The 23896-nt window shown below is 60.5% G+C and carries 15 protein-coding genes; 5 read left to right on the top strand and 10 right to left on the bottom strand.

All coding sequences use genetic code 11. From position 1 onward, the window contains the following. The first annotated feature begins 98 nt into the window (after positions 1–98). On the top strand, positions 99–1061 hold the full coding sequence (locus tag ACIQAL_RS02130) for a bile acid:sodium symporter family protein (protein WP_401141870.1): 963 nt from the start codon (positions 99–101) through the stop codon (positions 1059–1061). A gap of 170 nt (positions 1062–1231) precedes the next feature. Here the strand turns inward: ACIQAL_RS02130 and ACIQAL_RS02125 are convergent, their stop codons facing one another. Next, positions 1232–3103: an MFS transporter gene (locus tag ACIQAL_RS02125; protein WP_401141868.1), complete on the bottom strand. Its 1872-nt coding sequence runs from the start codon at positions 3101–3103 to the stop codon at positions 1232–1234. 223 nt (positions 3104–3326) lie between these two features. Next, positions 3327–4475, bottom strand: coding sequence for a TDT family transporter (locus ACIQAL_RS02120; RefSeq protein WP_401141866.1), 1149 nt, complete (start codon positions 4473–4475; stop codon positions 3327–3329). Positions 4476–4759: 284 nt separating this feature from the next. Here ACIQAL_RS02120 and ACIQAL_RS02115 point away from each other — a divergent pair, with 284 nt between their 5' ends. Beyond that, positions 4760–8233, top strand: coding sequence for a NahK/ErcS family hybrid sensor histidine kinase/response regulator (locus ACIQAL_RS02115; RefSeq protein WP_401141864.1), 3474 nt, complete (start codon positions 4760–4762; stop codon positions 8231–8233). A gap of 70 nt (positions 8234–8303) precedes the next feature. Here ACIQAL_RS02115 and ACIQAL_RS02110 read toward each other — a convergent pair whose 3' ends face one another. Then, the gene (locus ACIQAL_RS02110) at positions 8304–9431 is read right to left on the bottom strand and encodes a GNAT family N-acetyltransferase (RefSeq protein WP_401141861.1); all 1128 of its coding nucleotides are present in this window, start codon (positions 9429–9431) and stop codon (positions 8304–8306) included. 293 nt (positions 9432–9724) lie between these two features. Between ACIQAL_RS02110 and ACIQAL_RS02105 the strand changes: the two genes are divergently transcribed. Beyond that, on the top strand, positions 9725–11044 hold the full coding sequence (locus ACIQAL_RS02105; protein ID WP_401141858.1) for a putative porin: 1320 nt from the start codon (positions 9725–9727) through the stop codon (positions 11042–11044). A 315-nt stretch (positions 11045–11359) separates the two neighbouring features. Here ACIQAL_RS02105 and ACIQAL_RS02100 read toward each other — a convergent pair whose 3' ends face one another. The 4 genes from ACIQAL_RS02100 to fadD2 all read right to left on the bottom strand — a co-directional run bounded on the left by ACIQAL_RS02100 (position 11360) and on the right by fadD2 (position 20884). Continuing rightward, positions 11360–12481: a beta-ketoacyl-ACP synthase III gene (locus tag ACIQAL_RS02100; protein ID WP_401141855.1), complete on the bottom strand. Its 1122-nt coding sequence runs from the start codon at positions 12479–12481 to the stop codon at positions 11360–11362. 342 nt (positions 12482–12823) lie between these two features. Then, on the bottom strand, positions 12824–16735 hold the full coding sequence (gene hrpA, locus ACIQAL_RS02095; RefSeq protein ID WP_401141853.1) for an ATP-dependent RNA helicase HrpA: 3912 nt from the start codon (positions 16733–16735) through the stop codon (positions 12824–12826). A 323-nt stretch (positions 16736–17058) separates the two neighbouring features. Further along, positions 17059–18756 (bottom strand): long-chain-fatty-acid--CoA ligase FadD1, encoded by a 1698-nt coding sequence (fadD1, locus tag ACIQAL_RS02090; RefSeq protein ID WP_401141851.1) that lies wholly within the window; start codon positions 18754–18756, stop codon positions 17059–17061. 439 nt (positions 18757–19195) lie between these two features. Further along, entirely contained in the window at positions 19196–20884 is a 1689-nt protein-coding gene (gene fadD2, locus ACIQAL_RS02085; RefSeq protein WP_401141849.1) for a long-chain-fatty-acid--CoA ligase FadD2, read from the bottom strand. Between the two features lie 226 nt (positions 20885–21110). Here fadD2 and ACIQAL_RS02080 point away from each other — a divergent pair, with 226 nt between their 5' ends. Further along, positions 21111–22055, top strand: a complete 945-nt coding sequence (locus tag ACIQAL_RS02080; RefSeq protein WP_401141846.1) for a lysophospholipase — start codon at positions 21111–21113, stop codon at positions 22053–22055. 38 nt (positions 22056–22093) lie between these two features. After that, entirely contained in the window at positions 22094–22564 is a 471-nt protein-coding gene (locus ACIQAL_RS02075) for a MaoC family dehydratase (protein WP_401141845.1), read from the top strand. 269 nt (positions 22565–22833) lie between these two features. Here the strand turns inward: ACIQAL_RS02075 and ccoM are convergent, their stop codons facing one another. The 3 genes from ccoM to ACIQAL_RS02060 all read right to left on the bottom strand — a co-directional run bounded on the left by ccoM (position 22834) and on the right by ACIQAL_RS02060 (position 23697). Next, on the bottom strand, positions 22834–22950 hold the full coding sequence (ccoM, locus tag ACIQAL_RS02070) for a cytochrome c oxidase subunit CcoM (protein ID WP_306167747.1): 117 nt from the start codon (positions 22948–22950) through the stop codon (positions 22834–22836). Positions 22951–23094: 144 nt separating this feature from the next. Further along, on the bottom strand, positions 23095–23253 hold the full coding sequence (locus ACIQAL_RS02065) for a hypothetical protein (protein WP_401141841.1): 159 nt from the start codon (positions 23251–23253) through the stop codon (positions 23095–23097). Between the two features lie 66 nt (positions 23254–23319). Further along, positions 23320–23697 carry an aspartate-semialdehyde dehydrogenase gene (locus tag ACIQAL_RS02060; RefSeq protein ID WP_166593411.1) on the bottom strand — a complete coding sequence of 126 codons (378 nt, stop codon included), beginning with the start codon at positions 23695–23697 and terminating at the stop codon, positions 23320–23322. Positions 23698–23896 lie beyond the last annotated feature (199 nt).

Genomic DNA, 23896 nt, shown 5'->3' with positions numbered 1-23896 from the left:
AGCCCGACGCGGTATAAAGCATCACCTGCTGCGCCGTCGCTCATCGACGGCGCAGTGCTGATCGACACTTATAACTAGAGAAACCTAAGGAGCAAGCCATGCGTGCCCTGGCTGCGTTGAGTCGTTTTGTCGGTAATACCTTCGCGTACTGGGTGCTGCTGTTCGCCGTGTTGGCGTTCCTGTTCCCGGGCTGGTTCATTGCGCTGAAAACCCTGATCGTCCCGCTGCTGGGGCTGGTCATGTTCGGCATGGGCCTGACCCTCAAGCTTGAAGACTTCTCCGAGGTCGTGCGCCATCCGTGGCGTGTGGCGCTGGGCGTGGTTGCGCATTTCGTGATCATGCCGGGTGTGGCGTGGTTGCTGTGTCAGGTGTTCCACCTGCCAGCGGAAATCGCCGTCGGCGTGATTCTGGTCGGCTGCTGCCCAAGCGGCACGTCGTCCAACGTCATGACCTGGCTGGCCAAGGGCGACCTGGCGCTGTCGGTGGCCATCGCCGCCGTCACCACCCTCCTCGCCCCGCTGTTGACGCCGGCGCTGATCTGGCTGCTGGCGTCGGCCTGGCTGCCGGTGTCTTTCATGGATATGTTCTGGTCGATCCTGCAATTCGTGATGCTGCCCATCGTGCTCGGCGTCGTTGCGCAAAAGGTCCTGGGCGAGAAAGTGCAATACGCCGTCGACGTGCTGCCGCTGATTTCGGTGGTGAGCATCGTGATGATCGTCTGCGCGGTGGTGGCGGCCAGTCAGGCGAAGATCGCCGAGTCGGGCCTGCTGATCATGGCCGTGGTGATCCTGCACAACACCTTCGGTTTCGGCCTGGGCTATTTCACCGGCAAGCTGTTCAAACTGCCGCTGCCCCAGCGCAAATCGCTGTCGCTGGAAGTCGGCATGCAGAATTCCGGCCTCGGCGCCGCCCTGGCCGCCGCGCACTTCTCGCCACTGGCGGCGGTGCCAAGCGCGCTGTTCAGCGTGTGGCACAACATCTCCGGCGCGCTGCTCTCGACGTACTTCCGGAAGATGGAACCGGATGCGGTGGTGACGGAAGACAAGCCGGTGGTGGGCTGATCGGCGATGTGTCAGAGAAGGCATCTGGTCTGACACACCCCAATCAACTGTGGGAGCGAATTCATTCGCGAAGGTATTTCAGGCGGCACATCCCTATCGGCTGAACCCTTTTCGCGAATGAATTCGCTCCTACAGGAGACCGCACTCCGCATCAGAACCTCAGCGCCCGATTAGCGCACCGCCCCTCTCAATTCAGCCACCCGCTCACGCACCAACGCAGGTTGCGATTGATCTCCCGCCATCGCAGGCCCTGCCACCAGGGTCACGCGCGACCACAACCGACGGAACACGCCTTTGTTCGGATCGCGGCTGAAAAAGCTGCCCCACAACCCCTGCAACGCCAGCGGAATCACCGGCACGTCGGTCTCTTCCAGCACGCGGGTCATGCCGCCTTTGAATTCGTCGATGTCGCCCGTGGTGGTCAGTTTGCCTTCGGGGAAGATGCACACCAACTCGCCTTCCTTGAGGTATTCGGCGATGCGCTTGAAGGCTGCGTCGTAGATCAACAGGTCTTCGCCACGCCCGGCAATCGGGATCGCGCCTGCGGTGCGGAAGATGAAATTCAGCACCGGGATGTTGAAGATTTTGTAGTACATGACGAAGCGGATCGGCCGACGCACCGAGCCAGCGATCAGCAACGCATCGACGAACGACACGTGGTTGCAGACCAGCAAGGCCGCGCCTTCGTCAGGGATTTGTTCGAGGTCGCGGTGCTCCACGCGGTACATGGAATGGCTGAGCAGCCAGATCATGAAGCGCATGGTGAATTCCGGAACGATCTTGAAGATGTAGGTGTTGACCGCGATGTTCATCAGCGAGACGACGAGGAACAGTTGCGGGATCGACAGCTTCACCACGCTGAGGAAGATGATCGAGACAATCGCCGAGACTACCATGAACAGCGCATTGAGGATGTTGTTCGAAGCGATCACCCGCGAGCGCTCTTTCTCCGGCGTACGCGACTGGATCAGCGCGTACAGCGGCACGATGTAGAAGCCACCGAACACGCCGATGCCAAGGATGTCGAGCAGCACCCACCACGCCTGACCGTAACCCAGCACGGCCAGCCAGTCGTTGGCCTGAACGTTCTGCGGGAAGCCTCCGGAATGCCACCACAGCAGCAGGCCAAACACGGTCAGGCCTGCCGAACCGAAGGGCACCAGGCCGATTTCCACTTTGCGTCCCGACAGCCGCTCGCAGAGCATGGAGCCAGCCGCAATACCGATAGAGAAAACGGTCAGAATCAGGGTGACGACGGTTTCATCGCCGTAGAGAAATTCCTTGGCGTACGCCGGAATCTGCGTCAGGTAGATCGCACCGACAAACCAGAACCAGGAGTTGCCGACGATGGAGCGTGACACGGCTTTGGTCTGGCCGAGGCCCAGTTTCAGGGTGGCCCAGGATTCGCTGAAGATGTTCCAGTTCAGGCGCATTTCCGGGCTGGCGGCTGCAGCGGGAGGAATGCCGCGACTGGCGAGGTAACCCAGGCACGCCACCAGCACCATCGCTGTCGAGACGATGGGCGCGTAATGGGTGGCCGACATCATGATCCCGGCGCCGATGGTCCCGGCGAGAATCGCCAGGAAGGTGCCCATTTCCACCAGACCGTTGCCGCCCACCAATTCGTTTTCGTGCAGGTGCTGGGGCAGGATCGAGTATTTCACCGGCCCGAACAGCGCCGAGTGGGTGCCCATGGCGAACAGCGCCGCGAGCATCAACGACAGGTGATCGAACAGAAAGCCGACAGCGCCGACCACCATGATGCCGATCTCCAGCACCTTGATCATGCGGATCAGCCGGTCTTTGGGGTACTTCTCCCCGAACTGCCCCGCCAGCGCCGAGAACAAAAAGAACGGCAGGATGAACAGCAAGGCGCAGAGGTTGACGTAGATCGAGCGGTCACCGTCGATGGCGAGCTTGTAGAGGATGGCGAGGATCAGCGATTGCTTGAAGATGTTGTCGTTGAAGGCCCCGAGGGACTGGGTCACGAAGAACGGCAGGAAACGCCGTTTGCCCAACAAATTGAACTGCGACTGACTCATCGTCCAGGGTCCTGAATGGCGCCGCTATCGGCTTTTGGATTGGAACGCTGGAGAGCCGATCCGAGCCACATTGAAGACGCAACAGGCGTTTCTGTCGATGCACATTTCTGTGGGAGCGAATTCATTCGCGAAGGTATTTCAGGCGGCACCTCTCTATCGGCTGAACCTTTTTCGCGAATGAATTCGCTCCCACAGTTTGATGTCGTGCCGGACGTGAGAATCCTTACCCCTTCAAACCCGCAATACACGGCGAGACAAACAGCGTTCCTTTATAGGCCCCAACCACGGTGCGTTTCATGATCACCAGCCACAGCGCCGCGAGACCGGCGACCAGCACGCTGCCGAAGACCGAAAAGAACCCCAGATTCAACACCGCCCCCAGCTTCAGCGTGGTCAACGCAAACACGCCCAACGGAAAGGTAAAGCCCCACCAGCCGAGATTGAACGGGATGCCGTTGCGCAGGTAACGCGCCGTGATCAGCACGGCCATCAGCAGCCACCACACGCCGACACCCCAGAGCATGATCCCTGCGATCAGCCCCAATCCCGCCGCAATCTCGCCCACACCGGGCAATCCATTGGCGGCGAATATCTGTGGCGACTCAGCGCCCAGCACCATCAAGCCGAACGCGCCGGTGCTGATCGGCCCCAACGCCAGCCAACTCGACGCCGCCATGTTTTCGTGGGGCAGTTTGTGCAACGCCATGCGCAGCAGAAGGATCGTCAGAATGCTGAACGCCACGGGCACCGACAACGCCCACAGCACGTAACTGGTGATCAGCACACTGAACTGGCTGTGCGAATCCGTCAGATGCGGTGCCAGCAATCCCCCGCTGGCCGCCGCCACTTCCGCCGCGACCACGGGCAGCAGCCATACCGCTGTCATCTGATCGATGCTGTGCTGCTGGCGGGTGAACATCATGAACGGGATCAGCACGCCGCAGCCCACCGACATCGCCACGTCCAGCCACCAGAGCAGTTCCGCGACCGGCACCATCCCGTCGCCCCAGCGCGGCAGGCCGAAGGTCAGCAGCCCGTTGATGATCGTCGCCAGCCCCATGGGGATCGTGCCGAAGAACATCGAGACCGTGGAATGCCCGAACACCCGCCGCGCTTCGTCGAAGAACATCACCCAACGAGCGGTGTAGAGGACGCTGAAGGTCAGAAACAGCGCGATGTTCAGCAGCCACAGGGCCTCGGCGAACGGGAACAGGCCCGGGACTTGAACGGGCAATTGCGTGAGCACCGCCGAGAGAATCCCGGTGCCCATGATGACGGCGAACCAGTTGGGGGTGAATTGGCGGATGACTTCGCGCGGGTGGCTCAGTTGGCTGAAGGGCCTGCGCGCGGTGACGAAAAGGCTGTGACTCATGGGATGGCTCCTGTCCTCGTGTGAGGTGATCTCCATGGTAGGGCGTCAGGTGATATCGACTAAGCGGGTAATTTCGGTATGGGTCATAGATTTCTCTGATATACGCAATTCCCCGCGCTCACCACCGACCTGTAGGCGCGATGTTCCGAATCAGCGGCAGCCTCGGATAACCTTGCCCCCGCTCCGACCTTGGTCGAAACAGACGAACGTCACCCGGCGTGCGAGACTGTGTGACCTGCGAAGGATCGCAGCCGAAACCGCACCTGCTTGAGTCTGGAGTTCCCATGTCGCTGTCCAGCGGACTGATCGCTGCCGTCGCCCTGGCCTATATGGCCATCATGTTCGCCATCGCCTTTTACGGTGATCGTCGCAGCGGTGCCTTGCCGCCGCGCTTGCGTGCGTGGGTGTACAGCCTGTCGCTGGCGGTTTACTGCACCAGTTGGACGTTTTTCGGGGCCGTGGGTCAGGCCGCCGAGCAGTTGTGGTCGTTCCTGCCGATTTACCTCGGGCCCATCGTGATGTTGGTGTTGGCGCCGTGGGTGCTGCAAAAGATGGTGCTGATCAGCAAGCAGGAAAACATCACCTCCATCGCCGACTTCATCGCCGCCCGCTACGGGAAATCTCAGACCCTGGCCATCGTCGTCGCGTTGATCTGCCTGATCGGCGTGCTGCCCTACATCGCGCTGCAACTCAAAGGCATCGTGCTCGGCGTGAACATCCTGATCGGGGCCGGAGCCGATGCCACGGGCACGCGGGCGCAAGATACCGCGCTGATCGTGTCGCTGGTGCTGGCGCTGTTCACCATCGTGTTCGGCACGCGCAACCTCGACGCCACCGAACACCACCGGGGCATGGTGCTGGCGATTGCCTTCGAGTCGCTGGTCAAGCTGTTCGCCTTCATGGCAGTGGGGGTGTTCGTGACCTTCGGCCTGTACGACGGCGTGGACGACCTGTTCAATCAGGCGATGCTGGCGCCGCGTCTGGAAGAGTACTGGAAGGAAACCATCAACTGGCCGTCGATGGTGGTGCAGACCGGCGTGGCGATGATGGCCATCGTCTGCCTGCCCCGGCAGTTCCACGTGACGGTGGTCGAGAACATCGAGCCTCAAGACCTGCGGCTGGCCAAATGGGTGTTCCCGATTTACCTGCTGCTGGCCGGGCTGTTCGTGGTGCCTATCGCGCTGGCGGGGCAGATGCTGCTGCCCAGTTCGGTGCTGCCGGATTCGTTCGTGATCAGCGTGCCGCTGGCCCACGCGCACCCTGCGTTGGCGATGCTCGCCTTCATCGGTGGTGCCTCGGCGGCGACGGGCATGGTGATCGTGGCCAGCGTCGCGCTGTCGACCATGGTCTCCAACGACATGCTGCTGCCCTGGCTGTTGCGCCGCAAAACCGCTGAGCGCCCGTTCGAGGTGTTCCGTTACTGGATGCTGTCGGTGCGCCGGGTCAGCATCGTCGCGATTCTGCTGCTCGCCTACGTCAGCTATCGCCTGCTCGGCTCGACGGCGAGCCTGGCGACCATCGGCCAGATCGCCTTCGCCGCGATCACGCAATTGACCCCCGCGATGATCGGCGCGTTGTACTGGAAACCCGCCAATCGCCGAGGCGTGTTCGCGGGCTTGGCCGCCGGCGTGTTCATCTGGTTCTACACCCTCGTCCTGCCGCTCACCGCCCACAGCATGGGCTGGGCGCTGAGCAGTTTTCCGCTGCTGGGCTGGCTGCACAGCAACCCGTTCAACCTGCCGATCAGCCCGTTGACCCAAGGCGTGCTGCTGTCGATGGCGGGCAACTTCGCGCTGTTTGTCTGGGTCTCGCTGCTGTCGCGTACGCGGGTGTCGGAGCACTGGCAGGCCGGGCGTTTCATCGGTCAGGAATTGCAGGCGCGGCCCAACAATCGCTCGCTGCTGGCGGTGCAGATCGAGGATTTGCTCAAACTCTCGGCGCGTTTCGTGGGCGAGGAACGGGCGCAGCAGAGCTTCATTCGCTTCGCCTACCGGCAGGGCAAGGGCTTTAACCCGAACCAGAACGCCAACGGCGAATGGATCGCCCACACCGAACGGCTGCTGGCGGGTGTCCTCGGCACGTCCTCGACCCGCGCCGTGGTGAAGGCCGCCATCGAAGGCCGCGACATGCAGCTCGAAGACGTGGTGCGCATCGCCGACGAAGCGTCCGAGGTGTTGCAGTTCAATCGCGCGCTGCTGCAAGGCGCCATCGAGAACATCACCCAGGGCATCAGCGTGGTGGACCAGTCGCTGAAACTGGTGGCCTGGAACGACCGCTACCTCGAACTGTTCAACTACCCGGAAGGCCTGATCAGCGTCGGGCGCCCGATTGCCGACATCATCCGCTACAACGCTGAACGGGGTTTACTCGGGCCGGGAGAGGCAGAGGTTCACATCGCTCGTCGCTTGCACTGGATGCGTCAGGGACGCGCGCACACGTCCGAGCGCCTGTTTCCCAACGGCCGGGTGATCGAGCTGATCGGCAACCCGATGCCGGGCGGCGGGTTCGTCATGAGTTTCACCGACATCACCGCGTTCCGTGAGGCCGAACAGGCGCTCAAGGGCGTCAACGAAAGCCTCGAACAGCGCGTGGCCGAACGCACCCGCGAGCTGTCGCAACTCAACGTCGCCCTGACCGAGGCCAAGGCCCACGCCGAGGCGGCGAACCAGTCGAAAACCCGCTTTCTCGCGGCGGTCAGTCACGACCTGATGCAGCCAATGAACGCGGCGCGGCTGTTCTCCGCCGCGCTGCTGCACGTGGATGACAGCATTCCCGATGAGGCGCAGAAACTGATTCAGCACCTCGACAGCTCGCTGCGTTCCGCCGAAGACCTGATCAGTGACCTGCTGGACATTTCTCGCCTGGAAAACGGCAAATTCACGCCGACGATCGCGCCCTTCCCGCTCAACAACCTGTTCGACACGTTGGGCGCGGAATTCAAAGCGCTGGCCCAGGAACAGGGTCTGAACTTCCGGGTGCGCGGCAGTCAATTGCGGGTCGCCAGCGATGCGAAGCTGTTGCGCCGGGTGTTGCAGAATTTCCTCACCAACGCTTTCCGTTACGCGAAAGGCCCGATTCTGCTCGGTGTGCGGCGCACGGGCGCATCCGTGAGCCTGGAAGTGTGGGATCGCGGGCCGGGCATTCCCGAAGACAAACGCCAAGTGATTTTCGAAGAATTCAAACGGCTCGACAGCCACCAGACCCGCGCCGAAAAAGGCCTGGGTCTGGGGCTGGCGATTGCCGATGGTCTGTGTCGCGTGCTGGGCCATACGCTCGAAGTGCGTTCATGGCCAGGCAAGGGCAGCGTGTTCAGCGTCACGGTGCCGCTCGCCCGCACTCAAGCCGCGCCGCAAGCCGTGGCGGTAGAGCCGAAACGCGCCGCCTTGAATGGCACGCAGGTGCTGTGCATCGACAATGAAGACAGCATTCTGATTGGCATGAACAGCCTGCTCAGCCGCTGGGGCTGCCAAGTGTGGACGGCGCGCAACCGCGAGGAATGCCAGACCTTGCTCGACGACGGCATCCGCCCGCATCTGGCATTGGTGGATTACCACCTTGACCACGGCGAGACCGGCACCGAGCTCATGGCGTGGCTGCGCACGCAATTGGGTGAGCCGGTGCCTGGGGTGCTGATCAGCGCCGACGGGCGCCCGGAGTTGATCGCACAAGTGCACGCGGCCGGACTGGATTACCTGGCCAAGCCGGTTAAGCCCGCCGCCTTGCGGGCACTATTGAGCCGGCACGTGAGTTTGAGTTGATCGTGCGCCCGTATTGGCCGACTTCGCCCCTGTAGCCGACTGGCGCGACGCTGCCGGGGAACGATGACCTTCACTCCCCCTGACGGTAGGGCAACGCGCCTCGCGCTTCTTCGGCATACGCCAGAATCCCGGCCCGCTCTTGCTCCAGAAACCCCGTCACCGCCTCGCGCAAACCGGGATGGGCCAAGTAGTGCCATGAGTGGGTGATCACCGGTTCAAAGCCGCGAATCAACTTGTGCTCGCCCTGTGCACCGGCGTCGAATCGCTGGATGCCATGGGCAATCGCGTAATCCATGCCCTGATAGAAACAGGTCTCGAAATGCAGCCGGTCGAACTCGGCGAGACAGCCCCAATACCGCCCATAAAAGCTGTCGCCGCCGATCAGGCTGAACGCCATGGCCACCGGCCGTGCCCCCTGCTTCGCCAACACCACGCGAATCACCTCGGGCATGCGCTCGGCCAACAGGCTGAAGAACTCGCGGGTCAGGTAAGGCGCCTGGCCGCGAATCTCGTAGGTGTTGGAATAGCAGGCATAAACGAAATCCCAATGCGCCTGGCTCAGTTCGTGGCCTTCGAGCCACTCGAAATCGAAGCCCTGCCCCGCCACTTGTTCGCGCTCCTTGCGCATCTGCTTGCGCTTACGCGAACTCAGGGCGTCGAGAAAATCCTGGAAGTTCCGATAGCCCCGGTTCTGCCAGTGGTACTGACAGCCGATGCGTTGCAGCCACTCCGGGTGTTTGGCGAGCAAGGCATCGGCCACGGGGTCGGTGAAGTTGACGTGCACACTCGACAACGCTTCTGCCTCTGCGTACCCCGGCAAACAGGCGATCAACTCACGGCCGTCTTCCGGGGTCTTCGCCAACAGTCGTGGACCGCTGACCGGGCTGAACGGCACCGCCACCAGCAACTTGGGGTAGTACGCAATGCCTGCACGGCGACACGCGTCGGCCCAGCCGTGATCGAACACGTACTCGCCGTAGGAATGCCATTTGCGATAGGTCGGCAGCGCGGCGATGAGCGTGTCGTTTTCGTAATGCAACAAATGCTCCGCACGCCACCCGGACCGAGGTCCGAGGCTGCCACTGTCTTCCAGCGAACTGAGAAACCCGTGGCGCAGAAAGGGCGACTCGCCGGGTATCAGCGCGTCCCATTCGGCAGGTGCCAGATCCGACAACTTATCCAAGCGATGCAACGACATCGATCTCTCCCGAGCTCTTCAAACCACTCACGCCAACGTTTGCGCTTTATCACTTATTGAAAGTATTTGCACATGAAACTTGGGCCGACAGCGCTCTAGCCCGCGGGTTCAACAGAATTTTCACATGTCATCGACATGCCATCACCTAGCCATCTCTCTGTCATAAACGATGGTGATACTGGCGCCTGTTTTTAGAGCCCCAGGTTCTTAAAAACACAGACTTTTTCCCGCCCATTTCCGGTCGGTCGTTCCCAGGATGGCTTTGTCATCCCTTCTCATCTACGGAGATTGATATGCGTCTTGCTTCCACCAAAACTGCGGCAGCCCTGTGTGGCGGTCTGTTGCTGGCCATGAGCGTTCCGGCCAGCGCCGCAGTCGACGCGAAACTGCTCGACATGCTCAAGGCCAACGGGTCGATTTCTCCAACCCAGTACGCCGAACTGCAAAACGAGCTGGCCAAAGATCAGCAGGCTCAGCAACAAGCCCAGAAAGCGACAGCCGACCAGATCGCTGCCGCTACTGCTGCCAAGTCCTCGGAACTGTCGGCATTCGAACAGAAAGTGGCGTGGGCCGCCAAGACTCAGTTCAAAGGCGACGTTCGCGTTCGTCAGGAAACGGTCAAAATCGACGACCAGAACAACAGCCAGGACAAGAACCGTCAGCGTATTCGTGTTCGTCTGGGCGCGTACACCGACATCAACCCACAAGTCAGCACCGGTATTCGTATCGCCACTGGCGGCGACAACAAGGCCAACTCCACCAACGTTGACCAGAACGACTACTTCACCAAGAAAGACCTGTGGCTGGATCAGGGTTACATCGACTACCACCCGACTGCTATCCAGAACCTGCACCTCATCGGCGGCAAGATGGCCCAGCCCTGGGTCAGCGAAGGCGACGTGATCTGGGATAGCGACATCAACCCGGAAGGCCTGGCAGCCACTTACAGCTTGCCCATCAGCAAATCCTTCGAGCTGTTCGGTAGCGCCGGTACTTACACCCTCAAAGACGACATCAGCGGCGATGGCACCCAGTTCAAGAACGACCTGCGCCTGAACGCGGCTCAGCTGGGCATGCGTATCGGTGTTGCCGATGCCATGAAACTGACCCTCGGCGGTTCCGTTTACCAGTACCAGCACTCCAACGACTGTAATCCGGCTGCTGCCAGCACCGCGACCACCTTCTGCGGCCTGAGCATCAACGGCAACAACACCAACGACTTCCGCCTGTATGAAGGCTTCGGTCAACTGGACTTCACCGGTCTGGTCGTTCCTCTGAGCCTGTACGGTCAGTACGTGGTCAACAGCGCCACCGACAGCGATCAGGACACTGCATGGCTGGCCGGTGCCAAGACCAAGGTGTTCGGCTTCGGTCTGGACTACAACTATCGCGATACTCAGCGTAACGCCGTGGTTGGCGCCTTCACCGACTCCGACTTCGCCAACGGCACCACCGGTTCGCGCGGCCACAAGCTGAGCGTTTCGTACGATGTCGACAAGAACTTCACCTTGGGCGCCACGTACTTCCTGACCAAAGCAGACTTCGCCTACGCGAACGCCCCGCGTGACCAGGATGCCAACACCCTGCAACTGGACGTGATGGCCAAGTTCTAAGAAAAGCAGCCGCGCGTTTCGAGCGGCAAGCTTCAAGCTGAAAGCGTCAGGCCTTGAGTGCTCCCTCAAGGTCTGAAGTGACACTCACAGCCCGCCGTTGCCCTGTCGGATCCCCATCATCCGTTCCGACAGGCCAATGCCGGGCTGTTTTTATTTTGGGCGCCGAACACTTTTTTATACGCAGAAACCCCTGTAGGAGCGAATTCATTCGCGAAAGGCCCACACAGCCAACACAACCATGTCGCCTGACAGATCTTTCGCGAATGAATTCGCTCCTACCGTTTCAGATCCCGGTCTGATCCGAGAGCGGAGTCGTTACTTCTTGCGCAGAATCACGCTACCAATCGAGTACCCCGCCCCAAACGAACTGAGCACGCCAAGTGCGCCGGTCGGCAGGTCGTCCTGGTAGGTGTGAAACGCAATCACCGAACCCGCGGAGCTGGTGTTGGCGTAGCGGTCGAGAATCACCGGGGCCTCTTCGACAGTGGCGTCGCGGTCCAGGAGTTTCTTCACGATCAAATGGTTCATGCTGAGGTTCGCCTGATGCAGCCAGAAACGCTGCACGTCGCTGACGTTGAGGCTGTTCTCGGTCAGGTGCGTGCCCACCAGTTCCGCCACCATCGGGCAGACTTCGCGGAACACTTTGCGGCCTTCCTGCACGAACAGCTTGTCCGGCTTGCCTTCGCCTTCTTCCGCCGTGCGGTTGAGGAAGCCGAAGTTGTTGCGGATGTTGTTGGAGAAGCTGGTCAGCAACTTGGTGCTGACGATGTCGAACTGATGCTCGGACGTCGCCAGATCAGCACGCTCAACCACCACTGCCGTCGCCGCATCACCGAAGATGAAGTGGCTGTCGCGGTCACGGAAATTCAGGTGCGCGGTGCAGATTTCCGGGCTGATCACCAACAGCGCACGGGCTTGGCCGAGTTTGACGCTGTTATAGGCGGTCTGAATGCCGAACGTGGCCGAGGAACAGGCAACGTTCATGTCGAAACCGAACCCCTGAACGCCCAGCGCCGCCTGAATCTCGATCGAGATGGCTGGGTAAGCCCGTTGCAGGTTGGAGCAGGCGACGATCACGCCGTCGATGTCAGCAGCCGTTTTGCCTGCGCGTTGCAACGCCTGTTCAGCGGCGGCGACGCCCATCTCGCAGAGGATCGACCATTCATCGTTCGAGCGTTCCGGCAGACGAGGCTTCATGCGAATCGGGTCGAGAATGCCTTCCTTGTCCATGACGAAGCGGCTTTTGATGCCGCTGGCTTTCTCGATGAACGCCGCGCTGGATTCGGTCAACGCCTGAACGTCCCCGGCCTCGATGGCGGCGGCGTTTTCAGCATTGAATTGCGCGACGTAGGTGTTGAAAGAATGCACCAGCTCATCGTTGGAAATGCTGTTGGCCGGGGTGAAAAGCCCTGTGCCACTGATCACGACGTCGTACACGGTCGTTCCTCTCTTTTTGATTGGCAGCAGACAAAGCGTCTGCGCAAGCACGGTGCTGGCTATTTCTGGAACGACAGTACCAATGCAACGATAAAATCCCCCGTTGGCGGGAGCAGTGTTTTTGTAACGCTGGGGTTTTAACCGCGAAGTTTGCCATAACGGCCGGAATTTGGCGCTATCGGGCCGCTGGAATGCAGGACCGCAGCATCGCAATCCCTGTGTGAGCGAATTCATTCGCGAGACAGGGGTACAGACGACAGAGATGTATCGAATGTACAGGCCATTCGCGAATGAATTCGCTCCTACAGGGGAACGCGGTGATTCAGATAAACCGCGAACTATTTACCCCTCCACTGCCGCCCACTGCTTGCTCAATCGCTTGTCGGAAATCGGCACCTTGGTCCCCAATTGCTGGCCGAACAGCGACACCCGGTACTCCTCCAGCCACCAGCGATACACCGTCAGCTCGGGGTCGCGCTTGCCTTCCTGGGCGTGTTTGTCGGCGCGGGTCTGGTATTGCGCCCAGAGGTTGCCGAGTTCGATGCTCCAGACCCGGTCTTTCTGCACCTGGCTGCCCAGCTTCTCAAGGCGCAACTCGATCGCCTTCAGATAACGCGGCAGCTCCTTGATCCAAGGCGCCGGGGTTTCGCGCACGAAGCCCGGATACACCAACTTGCCCAATTGCGCCTTGATGTCGTTCAACGCCACGGCCTGGGCCAGATCAATCTTGCCCTTGAAGCGCTTTTGCAGGCCGTGCCACAGCTTGAGAATGTCCAGCGTCAGCCTTGCCAGGCGTTCGGCGTGTTCCGTGAGCGCGCCGCGCTTGCGCTCGGCCAGCGACATCAGCCCTGCGCCATCTCGTGGCAATGTGGCTTCGCCTTCGAGAATGCAGCTGTCCAGACTGGCCAACAGAATGTCTTCGATCAGCGCGTCGACCCGGCCCATGTCGCGGTACAGCAACGCCAGTTCGGTCTGACCCGGCAATTTACTGCGCAGGAATTTCGTCGGCTCGGCCAGTTGTTGCAGCAACAGACGTTGCAAGGCGCGGCGGTGCTGGTACTCGGCTTCGGTCTGGGTCGAGAACCGCCCTTCCTTGACCGCGCCGCCCTCTTCGACCAATGCCGGATACACCGTCATCGACAGCCCGGCAATCTTCTGCTGGGTTTTTTCTTCGACCTTGGCAAAGCCCTTGGCCTCAACTGGCTGCTGGCTCTTCGCGGTTTGCGGCACAGCCAAGGCGGCTTGCCCGGCTTCTGCAAAGCGTGCAGTCAGTTCGTCCAGGTCGCGACCTTCGCCCAGAAACTTGCCCTGAGCGTCGACCACTTCGAGGTTCATCTTCAGGTGGCTCTCGACCTGCTGCGCCGCCTCGGCCCACGCCTCGTCGGTGACCCGAGCGCCGGTCATGCGCAACAGCTCACGACCCAACGCCTGCGGCAGCGAGCCGTCGGCGAACGCCATACGCTGCAACGCTGCCTTGACGAAGTCCGGCACCGGCACGAAATTCTTGCGCAGGGCCTTGGGCAGGTTCCGCACCAGCGCCACGCATTTGGTTTCCAGCAGTCCCGGCACCAGCCATTCCAGACGTTCAGCCGGCAGCGACAACAGCAGCGGCGCAGGGACGCGCAAAGTCACGCCGTCCCGTGGATGGTTCGGTTCGAAGTGGTACGTCAGCGGCAGGGTCAGATCGCCTAGACGCAACGTATCCGGGTACAGATTGGCCGTGACTTCGCTGGCCTCACGGGCGAGGACATCTTCCTCGCGCATGATCAACAGTTGAGGGTTCTTTTGGCTCTCCATCCGATACCACGCGTCGAACGTCGCGGTCTGGTGAATCTCGGCGGGCAGGCGCTCGTCATAGAAGCGGAACAGCGTTTCCTCATCCGCCAGAATGTCGCGACGACGGGCCTTGGCCTCCAGTTCGTCGAGCTGTTCCAGCAGTTTGGTGTTGGCACTCAGGCATTTGGCGCGGGACTGAATCTCGCCGCGCACCAGCCCTTCACGAATGAAAAACTCGCGGGCCACCACCGGGTCGATCGGCCCGAAATGCACCGGACGACGCCCGACGATGATCAGGCCAAACAGGGTGATCTGTTCGAAGGCCACGACCTGCCCGCGCTTCTTCTCCCAGTGCGGTTCGAAGTGGTTTTTCTTGACCAGATGCCCGGCCAGCGGCTCGATCCAGTCCGGCTCGATCTTGGCCACCATGCGCGCATACAGCTTGGTGGTCTCGACCAGTTCAGCGGCCATGATCCATTGCGGGCGTTTACGGCCCAGCCCCGACGACGGGTGCACCCAGAAACGTCGCTGACGGGCGCCGAGGTAGTCGCCTTCTTCGGCCTTCTGGCCGATCTGGCTCAGCAGGCCCGACAGCACCGCCTTGTGAAATTTCGGGAAGTCCGCGGGCTCCTTGTTGACCGTCAGTTGCAGGTCGCGACAGATCAGGCTCAACTGGCGATGGGAGTCGCGCCACTCGCGCAGCCGCAGGTAATTGAGGAAGTTGCGGCGGCACCAGTTACGCAAAGGACTCGCGGTCAGCGCCTGACGCTGCTCTTCGAAACCGCGCCACAGATTGACCAGCCCGGCGAAGTCCGAGTCCTGATCCTTCCACTGCGCGTGGGCCTGATCGGCAGCCTGTTGACGCTCGGGCGGACGCTCACGCGGGTCTTGAATCGACATGGCGCTGGCAACGATCAGCACTTCCTGCAAGCTGCCCTGCTTCGCCGCTTCCAGCAGCATGCGGCCCATGCGCGGGTCCACCGGCAGACGTGCCAGTTGACGACCAAGCGGCGTCAGCTGGTTCTCGCGGGTGACCGCCGACAGCTCTTGCAACAGGTTGAAACCGTCGCTGATCGCCTTGCCATCCGGCGGTTCGATGAACGGAAAATCGGTGATTTGCCCCAGACGCAGGTGCAGCATCTGCAGGATGACCGCCGCGAGGTTCGTACGAAGAATCTCGGGGTCGGTGAATTCCGGGCGCGAGAGGAAATCTTCTTCGCTGTACAACCGCACGCACAAACCCGGCTCTACGCGACCGCAACGGCCTTTACGCTGGTTGGCGCTGGCCTGGGAAACCGCCTCGATGGGCAGGCGCTGAACCTTGGCGCGGTAGCTGTAGCGGCTGATGCGCGCGGTGCCGGTGTCGATCACGTAGCGGATGCCGGGAACGGTCAGCGAGGTTTCCGCGACGTTGGTGGCCAGCACCACGCGGCGACCCGGATGCGACTGGAAAATCCGCTGCTGTTCGGCAGGCGACAGACGCGCGTACAGCGGCAGGATTTCGGTGTGCTTGAGCTGGGCCTTGCGCAGCATTTCGGCGGCGTCGCGAATCTCGCGCTCGCCGGGCAAAAACACCAGCACGTCGCCGGGTGACTTGCGCTCCGAACGTTCGAGCGCGGCCAGTTCGTCGAGGGTCGCGAGGATCGCCTGATCGACAGTCAGGTCGTCTTCGACGCTGTTGCCCTCTTCGTCCTGCTCGGCGGTCATCGGCCGATACCAGGTCTCCACCGGGAAGGTCCGGCCCGAGACTTCGATGATGGGCGCCTTGTCGAAATGCTCGGAAAAGCGTTCGAGGTCGATGGTCGCCGAGGTGATGATGATTTTCAGGTCCGGACGACGGGGCAGCAGGGTTTTCAGGTAACCCAGCAGGAAGTCGATGTTCAGGCTGCGTTCATGGGCTTCGTCGACGATGATCGTGTCGTAGCGCTCAAGAAAGCGGTCGTGCTGGGTTTCGGCGAGCAAAATGCCGTCGGTCATCAGCTTGATCAGGGTGTTCTGATCGCTCTGGTCTTCGAACCGCACCTGATAACCGACCAGCGCGCCCAACGGCGTGCCGATTTCTTCCGCGACCCGGCTGGCCACGCTGCGCGCTGCGATGCGACGGGGTTGCGTATGGCCGATCAGACCGTGCTGGCCGCGACCGATTTCCAGGCAGATTTTCGGCAGCTGCGTGGTTTTGCCCGAGCCGGTTTCGCCCGCGATGATCAGCACCTGATGCTTGAGCAGCGCGTCCTTGATCTCGTCGCGCTTGGCGGCGATCGGCAGGTTTTCGTCGTAGCGAATCGTCGGCACGCTCTGCTTGCGCGACGTCACCTGCGCACACGACGCCTGAACACGCTCGACCCACTGCGCCAGCTTGCCGTCGTCGGGCTTCTTGCGCAGCTCGTGCAACTGACGGCGCAGGCGATGACGATCACTGATCATCGCGTGGTCGAGGTTCTTGAACAGTTGGTCGATGGAAGGCGATTCGTCGGTCATCAGGGCGCGAAGTCTTTTCTATTCTGAATTCAGGGCGCGGATTGTCGCAGATTTGGTGGGCATCATGCATGTCCGCGGCTGGCACATCGCTTTTGATTCTGCCCGGAGGGCGTAGGAGCGCAGCTTGCTCGCGATCTGGCGCGCAGCGGCAGTAAAATCGGCTGCCCTGGTTGTGTCAGACGTATCGCGTTTGCAGTATTTGCTGCCGCTTCGCGCCAGATCGCGAGCAAGCTGCGCTCCCACGCCTTCGGCAGAAGCAGGTCGCGACGAGCCCAAAACAACAAACCCCGCACGGCGGCGGGGTCTGTGGGTGTTGCGGGGAATCAGGCCGGCTTCTTCAGCGCCAGCTTCTTCAACTCTTCGTCCCGCAGTTCGCGGCGCAGGATCTTGCCGACGTTGGTGGTCGGCAACGCATCACGGAATTCCACGCTGCGCGGCACTTTGTACGCCGTGACGTTGGCGCGCATGTGCTCCATGACCTGCTCTTTGGTCAGGGTTGCGCCGGGTTTGACCACCACGAAAATCTTGATCGCCTCACCCGACTTCTCGTCCGGCACGCCGATGGCCGCGCATTGCAGCACGCCGGGCAGGGTCGCCAGCACGTCTTCCAGTTCGTTCGGGTACACATTGAAACCGGACACCAGAATCATGTCCTTTTTGCGATCAACGATACGGATGTAGCCATTGGGCTGAATCACCGCGATGTCACCGGTCTTCAACCAGCCTTCGGCGTCCAGCATTTCGTCGGTGGCCTCCTGGCGCTGCCAGTAGCCTTTCATCACCTGCGGACCTTTAACGCACAGCTCGCCCACTTCGCCCAGCGGCAGCTCCTCGCCCGCGTCGTTGATGGTCTTGCACAGCGTAGAGGGCACCGGGATGCCGATCGTGCCCATCTGGATGTTCTTGAACGGGTTCACCGTTGCCACCGGGCTGGTTTCAGTCATCCCGTAGCCTTCGCAGATCGAACAGCCCGTCACGTCCTTCCAGCGCTCCGCAGCGGTCTGTTGCAGCGCCATGCCGCCGGACAGAGTGACCTTCAGCGACGAGAAATCCAGGTTGCGAAAATCAGCGTTGTTGCACAGCGCCACGAATAACGTGTTCAGGCCGACGAACCCGCTGAACTTCCATTTCGACAATTCCTTGACCATTGCCGACAGGTCCCGGGGGTTGCTGATCAGGATGTTGTGGTTACCACTCAGCATCATCGACATGCAGTGAAACGTGAACGCGTAGATGTGGTACAGCGGCAGCGGCGTGATCAGAATCTCGCAGCCTTCGTTGAGGTTGGAGCCCATCAGCGCCTTGCACTGCAGCATGTTGGCGATCAGGTTGCGGTGGGTCAGCATTGCGCCCTTGGCCACGCCGGTGGTGCCACCGGTGTATTGCAGCACAGCGACATCGCTGCTTTTTGGCGAGGTTTCATTGACCGGCTTGCCCTGCCCCATCGCCAGCACGTCGTTGAATTTGACGGCCTTGGGCAAGTGAAACGGCGGGACCATTTTCTTCACATACTTGATGACGCTGTTGACCAGCAGGCGCTTGAGTGGCGGCAGCAGGTCGGCGACTTCGGTGACGATCACGTGCTTGACGTGGGTTTTTGGCACGACCTTCTCAGCCAGGTGCGCCATGTTCGCCAGGCACACCAGCGCCTTGGCTCCGGAGTCGTTGAACTGGTGTTCCATTTCCCGCGTGGTGTACAGCGGGTTGGTGTTGACCACGATCAGGCCGGCGCGAATGGCGCCGAATACCGCGATCGGGTATTGCAGTACGTTCGGCAGTTGCACCGCGATACGATCGCCCGGCTGCAGATCGGTGTGCTGTTGGAGATACGCGGCGAACGCACCGGACAATTCGTACATCTCACCGTAGGTGAGTGTCTTGCCCAGGTTGCTGAACGCAGGTTTGTTGGCGAAACGCTCGCAGGACTGTTTCAATACCGCCTGAACGTTTGGATACGCGTCCGGATCAATATCGGCAGCGATACCAGACGGATATTTATCCTTCCAGAAGTTTTCGATCATGGAAGCCGACTCCTCAGCGACAGCGTTTCTACACACCGCTTGATGCGATGATTTCTTGTGTTTGGAATGTTCGTAGCAACCGCTTTTTGCGTATCGACTGTACAAAAAGCGGGCCGAGCGTAGCAGCTTTGCCAGAGGCCGACCAGAGGCAAACGCAGCCTCTACAGTCATAAACATGACTCTTGAATATTCGTTAGTCACGTTTAGAGCAATGAACCTAAATGTCGAAAATCCCTACCTCGAACGCCATGTCATTGCCGGAGATGATCCCCTGTGGGAGCGAATTCATTCGCGAGACGCCAGCATGATCGACACATGTATAGCGCCCGTACCGCCCTCTCGCGAATGAATTCGCTCCTACAGGGTTGGGCGGCGTTGCGGTTTCGGCACACAAAAAAACGGCGTGTTCCTCAACACGCCGTTTCTTTATATAGCCGTTTCAGGCCGGATCGCGTAGCTCGCGTCGGAGGATTTTGCCTACCGGCGTCATCGGCAACGACTCCCGCAGCACGATGTGCTTGGGAATCTTGTAGCCCGTGAAGTTTTCTTTGCAGTACGCCTTCAACTCATCGGTGGTCAGGCTTGCATCCCGAGGCACCACGAACAGCTTCACCGCCTCCCCCGAACGCTCGTCCGCTACGCCGATCACTGCGCAGTTGGCGACCTTCGGATGATGTGAAACCACATCCTCGATCTCGTTCGGGTAGACGTTGAAACCCGACACGATAATCAGATCTTTCTTACGGTCAACGATGCGGATGAAACCGTCCGGGTCGATCACAGCGATATCACCGGTTTTCAGCCAGCCGTCACTGTCGATCACTTCGGCAGTGGCGTCCGGTTTGTGCCAGTAACCGAGCATGATTTGCGGCCCTTTCAGGCACAGCTCGCCGCGTTCACCGACGGGCAGCTCGTTGCCTTCGTCATCGATGACTTTGGCCGTAGTGCCGGGGACGGGCATGCCGACGGTGCCCAGCTTCGACTGGTCGCCGTAGGGGTTGGCGGTGGCCACGGGCGAGGTTTCGGTGAGACCGTAGCCTTCGACGATGGGGCAGCCGGTGAGTTTCAGCCAGCGCTCGGCGGTGGATTTCACCAACGCGGTGCCGCCCGAGTTGGTCAGGCGCAGGTGGGAGAAATCCAGATTCTTGAATTCAGGGTGATCCATCAGCGCCACGAACAGCGTGTTGAGGCCAAGCATCGCCGAGAACTTCCATTTCTTCAGCTCTTTGATGAAGCCACCGATGTCACGCGGGTTGGTGATCAGCACATTGTGGTTGCCACTCACCATCATGCACATGCAGTTACAGGTGAACGCGTAGATGTGGTACATCGGCAGCGGCGCGATCATGATTTCGCCGCCTTGCTTGAAGATCGGCAGGCCGTCCGGCCCGTGCTGCAACATGCAGGCGTACACCTGCTGCATGTTGGCGACCAGATTGCCGTGGGTGAGCATGGCGCCTTTTGGCGAGCCGGTGGTGCCGCCGGTGTATTGCAGGACGGCGATGTCGTCCAGGTCGAGTTTCACCTGTTGCACGTGATCGCCACGGCCAAGCTTTAGCACGCTCTTGAACGCGACCGCCTGGGGCAGATCGTAGGCCGGAACCATCTTCTTGACCTTCTCGACGATGGTGTTGATCAGCCACCCCTTGGCCGCCGACTGCATGTCGCCCATCTTCACTTCGATGAGGTACTGAATGTCGGTGTCGGGCAGCACTTCCTGCACGTTCTTGCCGAACACATTGAGGTAGACCAGCGCACGCACACCGGCGTCCTTGAACTGATGACGCATCTCGCGGGCGGTGTAGAGCGGGTTGGTGTTGACCACGATCAGACCGGCGCGCATGGCACCGAAGACGGCGATGGGGTACTGGATCAGATTGGGCATCTGGACGGCGATGCGGTCGCCGGGCTTGAGTTCGGTTTGCTGCTGGATGTAACCGGCGAAGGCCGCGGAATGGCGCTCCAGCTCGGCGTACGTCAGGGTCACGCCCATGTTGCTGTAGGCCGGGCGATCCGCGTACTTCTTGCAATTGCGCTCGAAGACCTCGATCACCGATTTGTACGCGTGAAGGTCCACTTCAGAGAGGACGCCCGCCGGGCGTTTGTCATTCCAGAATTCAGGTTGCATGTTTTTTTTATCCTCTTACCTGAGAGTACCGGCCCCGCAGCCTGAGTGCGGGTGATTGCCGGACGTTAGCAGCTAACCCCGAGAAGGCAAATAGGCCCCCGGGCGTCATCAATGACGTGAATCTCGCGGGTGATCGGCCCGTCATTCCGCAACGGCTATACACTGCTGGATAAGGATGACTACAGCGCAATTTCGCGACAATTTTATACAAGGCCAGGGAAACACCATGAAACATGATGCTTTTTGGCTGGACACCACGGATCACCATCGCGTGTACGTGAATGCGTGGCTGCCGCTGGGCGATCCCAAGGCGGTGGTGATGCTGTCCCATGGCATGGCCGAACACAGCGGACGCTATGAGCGGCTTGGCTTCGCGCTGACGGAAGCGGGTTTTGCGCTGTACGCCCATGATCAACGCGGGCATGGCCGCACCGCCGCGCACGGCGTTCTCGGGCATTACGCCGATCAGGATGGCTGGAACAAAGTGGTGGGCGACCTGGCCCTGCTGAATGCCACGATTGGCGAGCGTCATGGAGACGTGCCCGTGTTTCTGCTGGGGCACAGCATGGGCAGTTACATTGCTCAGGCGTACTTGCTGCACCACAGCGCCAGCCTGCAAGGCGCTGTGCTTAGCGGCTCGAACTTCCAGCCAGTTTCCCTTTATCGCACCGCCGCGGTCGTGGCCCGCATGGAGCGCTGGCGTCAGGGACCGACCGGGCGCAGTGCACTGATCGAGTTTCTGTCGTTCGGCTCCTTCAATCAGAAATTCAAGCCCGTGCGCACGTCATTTGACTGGCTCAGCCGTGATCCGGATGAGGTGGACAAGTACGTGAGCGACCCGCTGTGTGGGTTTCGCTGCACCAATCAGTTCTGGCTGGACATGCTCCGTGGCCTGCAGCAAATCAGCAAAACGTCGAATCTCGCGCAGATCGACAAAAGCTTGCCGATGCTGATCATGGGCGGTGAATGTGATCCGGTGAGCGAAGGCAAGCGTCTCAAAGATCTGGCTGAGGCGCTGACGGGAACGAATCATCCATTCGTGACCCTGAAGATCTACCCTCAGGCCCGGCATGAAATTCTCAACGAGACCAACCGCGAGGAGGTCACTCATGATTTACTCGCCTGGCTCGAAGAGGCGCTGAAGGAGCCCCGGCCACCCCGCAGCGAATGACGCCTTTTCATTTCTTTTGAACGTTACAGGACCGCCACATGACTGAAGTCACCAACACCCCGTACGAAGCCCTTGAAGTCGGCCAGACCGCCAGCTACAGCAAGACCGTCGAAGAACGTCACATTCAGCTGTTCGCCGAAATGTCAGGCGACCGCAACCCGGTGCACCTCGATGCGGAATTTGCGGCCAAGACCATGTTCAAGGATCGCATCGCCCACGGGATGTTCAGTGGTGCCCTGATCAGTGCAGCAGTGGCCTGCGAGTTGCCTGGCCCGGGCACGATCTATCTGGGTCAGCAGATGAGCTTTCAAAAACCGGTGAAGATTGGCGACACGTTGACCGTGCGGTTGGAAATTCTGGAAAAACTGCCGAAGTTTCGCGTGCGGATCGCGACGCGGGTGTTCAACCAAGATGAAGAATTGGTCGTGGATGGTGAGGCGGAGATCCTGGCGCCGCGCAAGGAACAGACCGTCAGCTTGACGGAATTGCCGACCATTACGGTGGGCTGATCCGCCCAAGAGCACGTTTGCACTCCCCTTGTGGGTGACGCCGTCTGCCCGGGGCTTTGGGTCAATACACAACCCTGTGAAAGCTTCTGGAGGTTACGACAGTGGCGAAGGCATCCTGCCTGACACACCGCATTCGCTGCCGTCGTAACCTCCGGAGTCTCCCACAGGTTTGAACTGCGCCCAAAAAAGGACGCCCCCTCAAAAAAATCCAAAAAAAATGGGCAACCGAAGTTGCCCCAAATGCCTTGCGTGCTCTTTTTATAAGAGACTCAATCTTCACCGCGCGTCCGCGAGTCTCTCCAGATGAACAGTGCCAATGCTGCGAAAAAACTCAGTATCAGCATCACCGTGACCACACCCGCTATCACCGCATGATCGAGAAACATGGAAGCCCCTCCCACCGTCATCTGTTCGATGGGTGCAGATTAGCCAGAGGCGGACAGGGAAGTATTGACCCACATCAATCCCCCGCACCGTTGAATGAAGGCGCGCGCAGATTGATCAGGTCAGAGGGAGAACGGAAAGGGGAGCTAGCGCTTTTTCGGCTTGTTCTTGCTTTTCTTCTTGGCCTTGGCCAGCGGCATCGCCTGCTCAAAAGCCTGGCGCACGTCGTTGAGGCGCTTGTCGTTGAGGTCGTGAACACGCTTGGCGCGCTCGACGCTCAGGTCTACCAGTTTGTCATCGCTCATGGCGGGGTGCTCTCGAATGCCCAATGGCGACAATAATGCGCAATCGGACCGGCGCTGACCAGCACCTCACACCTTCAGGTCCACCCACAACCCTTGGCGTGGCTCATCATCGATGATCGGCACCACGGGCACGGTGTTGTCCGCATTCAGGAAATCACCGGGAATCGCCGGGCCGCTGTGAACCGGCGGCGCGCCTTCCTCTTCTTCATTGAGATCAGGATGACGATCGGACGTGCGTCGATCGCGACGGCGCCTTTGCTGGCGGCGCTGCTCTTCGCGCAACAGCAGTTGAGCTTGCTCCGGGTCGCGCTGGCCCATGTTGATGGTGCTCTCGCTGGAACTCGGCTGCACCGGCGCGACAGGCGGGATGTCAGGCGTGGGTTTGACCGGGTCCTGCTGCGAGGTAACGGGGGCCGCGCTCAAGGGGATCAGCGGTGGCAGCATGGTAATGGTCTCCTGTTATCAGGCTGTCGGCTGCCGTTTCGTCGACTTGAGCCGTAATGCGAGGAAGTTTCGACTATGTTTTTCGCAACAAGTGCCCGTCCGGCGGTTTATACCCAATAAATGCGGGGCTTTTTACAACATGGGCCGCACAAGCGCTTTGGCTGCGCGGCGTGTTCCGTTACCATAGTCGGCTTTTTCA

The organism is Pseudomonas sp. NPDC088368 (assembly GCF_044753445.1).
Lineage (GTDB): Bacteria > Pseudomonadota > Gammaproteobacteria > Pseudomonadales > Pseudomonadaceae > Aquipseudomonas > Aquipseudomonas bambusae.
This window is presented reverse-complemented; position numbering and strand designations above follow the sequence as displayed.

Bases quoted from the DNA above. Each gene is read 5' to 3' on its own strand.
- ACIQAL_RS02105 (WP_401141858.1), top strand. From the start codon at position 9,725: ATGCGTCTTGCTTCCACCAAAACTGCGGCAGCCCTGTGTGGCGGTCTG.
- ACIQAL_RS02110 (WP_401141861.1), bottom strand. From the start codon at position 9,431: ATGTCGTTGCATCGCTTGGATAAGTTGTCGGATCTGGCACCTGCCGAA.
- ccoM (WP_306167747.1), bottom strand. From the start codon at position 22,950: ATGTTTCTCGATCATGCGGTGATAGCGGGTGTGGTCACGGTGATGCTG.
- fadD1 (WP_401141851.1), bottom strand. From the start codon at position 18,756: ATGATCGAAAACTTCTGGAAGGATAAATATCCGTCTGGTATCGCTGCC.
- fadD2 (WP_401141849.1), bottom strand. From the start codon at position 20,884: ATGCAACCTGAATTCTGGAATGACAAACGCCCGGCGGGCGTCCTCTCT.
- ACIQAL_RS02120 (WP_401141866.1), bottom strand. From the start codon at position 4,475: ATGAGTCACAGCCTTTTCGTCACCGCGCGCAGGCCCTTCAGCCAACTG.
- ACIQAL_RS02115 (WP_401141864.1), top strand. From the start codon at position 4,760: ATGTCGCTGTCCAGCGGACTGATCGCTGCCGTCGCCCTGGCCTATATG.
- ACIQAL_RS02125 (WP_401141868.1), bottom strand. From the start codon at position 3,103: ATGAGTCAGTCGCAGTTCAATTTGTTGGGCAAACGGCGTTTCCTGCCG.
- ACIQAL_RS02065 (WP_401141841.1), bottom strand. From the start codon at position 23,253: ATGAGCGATGACAAACTGGTAGACCTGAGCGTCGAGCGCGCCAAGCGT.
- ACIQAL_RS02130 (WP_401141870.1), top strand. From the start codon at position 99: ATGCGTGCCCTGGCTGCGTTGAGTCGTTTTGTCGGTAATACCTTCGCG.
- hrpA (WP_401141853.1), bottom strand. From the start codon at position 16,735: ATGACCGACGAATCGCCTTCCATCGACCAACTGTTCAAGAACCTCGAC.
- ACIQAL_RS02060 (WP_166593411.1), bottom strand. From the start codon at position 23,697: ATGCTGCCACCGCTGATCCCCTTGAGCGCGGCCCCCGTTACCTCGCAG.
- ACIQAL_RS02080 (WP_401141846.1), top strand. From the start codon at position 21,111: ATGAAACATGATGCTTTTTGGCTGGACACCACGGATCACCATCGCGTG.
- ACIQAL_RS02075 (WP_401141845.1), top strand. From the start codon at position 22,094: ATGACTGAAGTCACCAACACCCCGTACGAAGCCCTTGAAGTCGGCCAG.